This window comes from Actinocorallia longicatena (genome assembly GCF_039534125.1).
In the GTDB taxonomy this organism is placed as follows: domain Bacteria; phylum Actinomycetota; class Actinomycetes; order Streptosporangiales; family Streptosporangiaceae; genus Actinocorallia; species Actinocorallia longicatena.
Window position 1 is genome coordinate 1 of sequence record NZ_BAAAUV010000064.1, and the last position, 6,224, is coordinate 6,224.

The window sequence follows — 6,224 nt, forward strand, 5'->3', positions numbered from 1 at the left end:
AAACTCCGGTGCAGCCCCAGCAAGGCCGGCCACCTCGTCAAGGCCATCGCCGTCCTACAGAACTACGAGGTCACCCGAGGATGAAAAAGGGTCAGTGCTTATAGCCCGCAGCGGCAGCGAGTGCAGATCGTCGGGCCCGTTCCGTCGCAATGATCAGCGGAATCTTCGAAGCCTGCCCGACAAAGACGCCAACCAGATCACCGCCTGGTCCGACGCCACGATCGAACTCGTCAGCGGCAAGCCGACGCCACCCGGCCGCCCGGCGACTTGCTGTGCGTCCTTTCCCGCCGGGACGACCGAGAAGACGTTGTCGAGCGACAGCATCGGCCTGGGTGCGCGGGACGTCGCCTGGCAGGGACGGGCCGCGTCCGATAAGCCCAAGGCAGCAGGCGCCGGACAAGGCTTGGCCAACGTCGAAGTACGCCCCTCCCATCGGGCTGATCGAGCCGCGCAAGGCGGCTCGACCACGGCGCCATTTTGGAAAACTTTAACTCTTCTTTACTATGTCTGAAAATGACCTGACTGCTCTGCAGATCGGGCGGTCCACCTGCCGTTCAGGGCGATTTTTGGAGTTCTGGCTTGAGATCCACCCCCGCCGCGCCGCGCCTATCGATGCGGTTGACGGCACTCATCTTGGCGCTCGTCGCTGTCCTTGCCCTCTTCACCGCTGCACAGATCGCGACCCCGGCTCATGCGGAAACAGCCAGCGGCCTGCTGACGCCGCTGCGGACGACAGTGCTACTGGACACCCGAAGCGGCATCGGCCAGGCCAGTGGCACTCCGGTCAAGCTCCCCGCATGGGGAAAGGTCACCTTCCAGGCGACCGGACGGGGCCCCATACCGACGAGTGACATCAAAGCCTTGTCCACCGGGATCTCGGTCCTTACTCCGGCCGCCAGCGGCTGGCTTGCGGTCTATCCCTCCGACCAAGCCGTCAATGTGTCCACATCGGTGTTCACGACGGGCGAGAGCGTGACCGTTGCGGACTTCACCAAGATCACCTCTACGGGAATGATCACCGTTGATAACCATAGCGCTGTGGCGCTGGACGTCGTGGTGACCACCGACGGGTTCTTCCAAGACGGGGTCGGCTCGGGCTACGAACCCATTACTCCCGCCACCCTCTACAACACCCAGACCGGCAGCGGATCCCCGACCCGGACCACGCCACTGGCCGCCGGCGAGGTCGCCACGATCGACGTCGCGGGTCATGTGGGAGTCCCGGCCGGATGCCAGGCCTCCGCCGTGGCGATGAACGTCATCGTCACGGGGCAGGTCACTTCCGGTGACTTGGCCATGTGGCCATCCGACCTCACCGAACCGGCCCCATTCCTGCGATTCATCCCAGACGAGCCTGTCGGATCGCTGGCGATCAGCCCACTCACCTGCACCGGCCAGATCAAGATCCGCAATAATAGCGCTGGGACCGTCAACCTGCAGATCACCGTGCGCGGGTACTTCTCCGGCACGGACAACGACGCCGCCCGGTTCGCGCCAGTCCCCACCAAGGTCATTCTCGACACCACCAGCGGCATTGGCACCCCCACCGGGGTTGCGACAATCATCCCCTCCAACGGAACGATGACGTTCAACGCGATCAGCGACCTGCCGGTCGAGGATGCCGCCCGCGTCACCGCCGTGGCGTTCTCGATCAAGGCGCTCGGTACCAACTCCGTCGGCTATCTCACTACCTACCCCGCTGGCGCGACCGACCCCAATGTTCCTTCCGTGTCCTTTGTATCAGGGGAACAATCGCAGGCGTTCGACGTCGCCGCCCCCGACGAGCGCGGCCAGATCACCGTGGCCAACCACGCGTCGAACTCCACACATGTGCAGATAGCCGTACACGGCTATTTTCTGACCCCAGCCTCCGTGCCCCACACGATTGCACCCGGTGAGTTCGTGCCCCTACGCAATACTCCGCTGCTGGAGACCGCCAAGGGCGACGGAGTCCCCGGCGGTGCCGTCCAAAAGGTTCCTGCGGGCGGCACCATGACGTTTCAGGCCCTCGGCAAGGCAGGCATCCCCAACACGGGTGTCGCCGCGATTTCCCTCGGCCTGGCGGTCATAAAGCCAGCCGCGGCGGGGACCATCTCGGTGTATCCCTCCGACAAACCCACCACAATCGCCTCAGCGACGTTCACCGCTGGCGAGTCAATCTCGAATGCCGATATCTCCGAGGTCACCAGCACCGGACAGCTCGCCGTGAAGAACAACAGCACGGCGCCGATCGACGTACTGATCTCCGCCGACGGTTACGTCCAGCAGAGCGCGGCTGGCAAGGTCTACATGCCGGTCAACACGGCCGTCCTGTGGGACACCCGGGCATCGCACACGGCCGGCTTCCCGGCCCGAACGACGCCGCTGAACCCGTGGGAAGCAGTCGAGATCACTGCCGCGGGGCAAGCCGGATTCCCCACCGACCCCGGCCAGGTCGACGCCGTCGCCCTCAACATCATCACGATCGACAATGGTGCCGACGGCGATCTGAAGGTCGAACCCATCGACGCCCCAGCTGGGATCGGGACACTGAAGTTCACCCAGAACGATGGCGCCAATAGCGTTTTCTCCATCGTCCCTACGAGCCACAAAAATCGGCTTCGGGTCACGAACAACAGCTCCGGTACGGTCCACGTGAGCATCTCTGTCCGTGGGTATTTCACGCTCTTCGACGCGGACGACCGTGGCTCGCGCTACAAAGTGGTACCCACCACCGCCGTCCTCGACACCGCGACCGGCGTCGGGACCGGCGGCTCAACATCCCAGCTTGGGTCCGAACAGACCCTCTATCTCGACGTCACCGGCCCGTCCGGTGCACCGGTCAACACCGTCTCGGCCGTCGCGATGCAGATCCACGTGAACAACCCTGCTCAAGGCGGCTGGATCACGCTGCGGCCCGAGGACAAACCCGAGAACTGGATCTCCAGCGTCATCTACCAGGCGGGGGAATCAACCACCGGATTCGACCTCCAGACGCCCTCCGGGCTGGGACGCATCGCCATTTCCAACCACGGCAGCGGACCGGTCCACCTCACCATCAACGTTCGCGGCTACTACGTTCACAAGAGTGTCGAAGTCATCGAGGAGGGGAACCTGGACCTGCCCGAAGAGCAGCCCTACCAGCAGGCGATGGCGACATCGGAGACAGCTTCGACAGCCGATGGGGCGGCGGGCCTAGGTCTGGCCAGCTATGACCCGGTGACCAAAACCGTGGTCACGACCGCGACGACCCCGCAGGCCCTCGCCGAAGCGGCGAAACCGATCAAGGTGCCAGCCTACCCCGACCACGATCCGGGTACCGGTGACGGTGCGGGGGACGATGGCACGAACGAGGGCCCGGGCCCGTCCGAGACCGATGAATCCGCCAACATGGGGGATGTAGAGCCAACCCCGCCGCCCGTGGTCTCCGTTCCCACTGTGTCGATCGTTCCGCGTCCCGCTCACGCGCCCAACGACCTAAACCAGCTCGTTGACATCTCCCAGGAGCTGAGCACTCTGACCGACACCGATATCCCGGACGTGACCACCATCAGACGGGCCTACCTCCAGCCGGAGAAGAATCGGGTCATCGTCGAGGCCCCCCAGCCGTCCTCGGCTCTCCAAGCGGGGTTGACCAGCCGGTACGGGCCGAGCAAGGTCGCTATCGTCGTTTCCCCTGACGGCGAGAGCACAAGTCGCTATTGCATCGCCGGAGACGGCACGCGCGTCGAGCTCGGAAACCGACAATGCGTCGACGGAGCTAAGAGCCCTGCCTACCGGCAACTGGCTGGCGGCGCCAGGTACTCGACCACGGACGGTGAGTGTAGCCTGGCGTTCGCCTGGTGGCTCAACGGCAAGCGGTTCTTCCTGAGCGCAGGACATTGCAATCCCTCGCGTAACCGCGACGACATCGACAACTTCCCGACCTGGAATGACGCCATGTCGCCGCAGGCAACCGAGAACGGCGGCGGACGCAGGGTGTGGGGCGACGACTTCTACAACAACTACTACCTGCGCAAGGGAACTAACGGCAACGGTGACCTGTCGCTTCTCGCCATCCGCGCCGACAGCCACGCCAACGCCAGCATCTTCAGGTACGGCCCCAAGACACGCGATCAGCTTCTGGTCCGCGGTGGCGCCGTAACGGAACAGGGCGCTCGTGAAGTGGGTGAGCTCTGCGTGGGCGGCGCGACCACCGGACGGCGCTGCTCCTACAAGACCACCATCCGCACCTGGGTTAAAGGAAAGGACGCCAACCGGAGTGACACCTGGTACCGAACCCCGGACAATGCAGTCATCAAGGGGGTCAGCTACGCGGTGCTAACGAAGGACGGAAAGGGCGGAGCAGTCTATGAGAAGGACTGCATCGACTACGGTGACTCCGGTGGGCCGGTGTACACCGAGATCACCAGGAACAAGTCGATCGTCGGCGTGCACGCGCGAGGCATTGTGAGCGGTGGTGGATATTTGAAGTCGAAGAAGTACGGCAACTACTGCGATCTCCTGTTCACCGATCTCTACACCGCCGTCCGATACCGAGGAGGAGGAAACGTTGCGTCTCACCCTCTCCCGTAGCGCATGCGGCTTGTTCGCGCTGCCGCTCCTCATCGGTATGACCGCATGCGGCGTTGACGGCCCCAAGCCGGGTGACGCGGAGCCCCCCGCACCGACCCTGGCAGTGATCCACTCCGCCTGGTTCGCAGTCGGCGAGGTCAAGGTGACCCTGAAGTACAAGGGCCCACCCGACGTCACCGGCGCCACGGTCTCCATTAAGGAGAACGCGACGGACATCACGATCGGTGTCTGGATCGACCCACCGAAACAAGGCCGCTACTTGACCAGTGCTGTCGACTACCTGATACCGCTGGAGCTCTCCCGGCCACTCGGCGACCGGAAGCTGTTCCTACCGGACCAAACGGCGATCAGGCATGCTTCGCCACTGGAGAAGCCTGACGAAATGACCCTTCTCGAGCCGAGAAAGATCAAACGCGAATGACACCCTGCCGCGGGTGGTCGGAACAATCGGCCACCTGCGGCTCCGCGGGTGGACTGAGCAGCGAAGGGCTCTATCCGGTAATCGGGATGCTGTTAGTGATCTTCAGCTCGGCAGCGTTGTTGGAAGAAGCTGGTGTGACGGGGTGACCGGTCGGGGTTGAGGCCGGGCGTGGAGTGGTTGGCGAGGCGAGCGATGTTGGTGCCTGCGGCGTTCAGGACGCGTGACGGCCGTCGGCGGCATCGAGGTCCAGGACCACGACCCTCCATGCCCAACAGGAGATCTCAGCCGATCCCGATGAGGTGAAGGATCGAGTGGATGATCTGCCAGGCGACGTCACCGTGGTCGCCTGGGCCTGGTCCGACCTGCAATTGGGATTGAGCAGGAGGAACAGGGGCGTTTGCGTTAGCTGGTGCTGGTAGGTCGGTGAAGCCGAGAGTCGTAGTGATGGCAAGGGCGCACAGGATGCGGGCGACGCTGGACCTTCTCATACTGAGCCTTTTTCATCCGCCTGAGCAGACGGATGATCACGACCTAATCGCGGTCCGGGTGTTCGATCCTTGACATGAAGAAACCCCTGGTAGACGAGTTGATCACCACAATCACCACGTCCAGGCCAGGGGTTTCTGCGTGTTGTTCTATCGTGCTGCCGTCGATTTGTCGCGTTCAACGCTCAACTACGTCGCGGGGCTGATCAGGCGGCGACGCAAGGCGATCGGGTCGGTGTGGCGGCTGCTCAATCCGGGCCGACAGGCGCTGCTGGCCCTGGTTCACCTGCGCAAGGGAGAGACGTTCGCCGAGGTCGGAGCGGGATTCGAGGTGTCGACGGCGACGGCCTGGCGGTACGTCGAGGAAGCGGTAGCGCTGCTGTCGGCCCGGTCGCCGAAGCTTGCGGCGGCGCTGAAGAAGGCGAAGAAGGACGGGCTGACGCATCTGATCCTAGACGGCACCCTCATTCACACCGACCGGAGTCCCCTCGGCCTGGGCCCGAGCCACCAACTCAGCGACCACCCGCGCATCCACCGCAGCCGCAGGAACTGACGCTCCCACCTCGACCACCGGGTTCTGGACCAGCTTCTTCACGTTCGTCACAGATGTCTCCTACACCTCAGGAGTTACACCAGGATTTCTACAGTCCCACTGGAGAAGGCCGGAATCCTCACGCTGGCCGACAAGACATCCGATGGGCGTAAGAGTCAAGCTGGGGTGGGTGGGAAGGCGGTGGTTTCGTCGTAGCGTTGTTGTTCTTGGA

2 protein-coding genes and 1 pseudogene are annotated in these 6,224 nt (G+C 63.7%); all 3 read left to right on the forward strand.

What is annotated here, in order from left to right; genetic code table 11:
- Nucleotides 1-633: 633 nt before the first annotated feature.
- A complete protein-coding gene (locus ABD785_RS40985; protein WP_344840285.1) occupies nt 634-4,554 on the forward strand; it encodes a hypothetical protein in 3,921 nt (1,306 codons plus the stop codon).
- Nucleotides 4,532-4,975, forward strand: a complete 444-nt coding sequence (locus tag ABD785_RS40990; protein WP_344840287.1) for a hypothetical protein — start codon at nt 4,532-4,534, stop codon at nt 4,973-4,975. Before ABD785_RS40985 ends, ABD785_RS40990 begins: the two co-directional genes overlap by 23 nt.
- A gap of 627 nt (nt 4,976-5,602) precedes the next feature.
- Nucleotides 5,603-5,941 (forward strand): annotated as a pseudogene (locus tag ABD785_RS40995) (transposase family protein); the annotation flags it as partial.
- Nucleotides 5,942-6,224: the final 283 nt, after the last annotated feature.